The 443-nt window shown below is 62.1% G+C and carries 1 protein-coding gene; it reads right to left on the bottom strand.

Features of this window, described 5'->3' with window-relative positions; genetic code table 11:
• Nucleotides 1-443, bottom strand: a 443-nt coding sequence (locus B7P34_RS36250; protein WP_223268634.1) for a hypothetical protein, incomplete at both ends; no start/stop codon positions are given.

Raw genomic sequence — 443 nt, forward strand, 5'->3', positions numbered from 1 at the left:
TCAGGTCGATCTCGGCCTTGGTCATGTTGCCCTTGTCGGGGTACTTGTACAGGCCCATGGCCTCGACCACCATGGCCGCGTCCATGATGCCGATGGACGGGATGTTGAGGATGGCGGCCTTGCCCTTGAACTCGGGGTTGAGCAGTTCCTTCCAGCTGGTGATGGGGCGCTTGATGAGGTCGGGCCGGATGCCCAGCGTGTCGGCGTTGTACACGGTGGGGATCAGCGTCATGAACTGGGTCGGGGCCTTGGCGAAGGCCTTGCCCTTCTCGCCTTCCAGGAACATGACCTTCTTGGGCGCCGTGCCCTGGTCGCCGACCTTCTTGCCGTTGACCTCGCCACGGGTGAACAGCGGGGTGATCTTGTCGGCGTGCTTGATGCGCTTGACGTCGATGCCCTTCAGGTTGCCGGTGGGGATGATCTTCTTGAGGCTGAAGTACTCG

Source organism: Streptosporangium nondiastaticum (assembly GCF_003011965.1).
Classification (GTDB): Bacteria; Actinomycetota; Actinomycetes; order Streptomycetales; family Streptomycetaceae; genus Streptomyces; species Streptomyces nondiastaticus.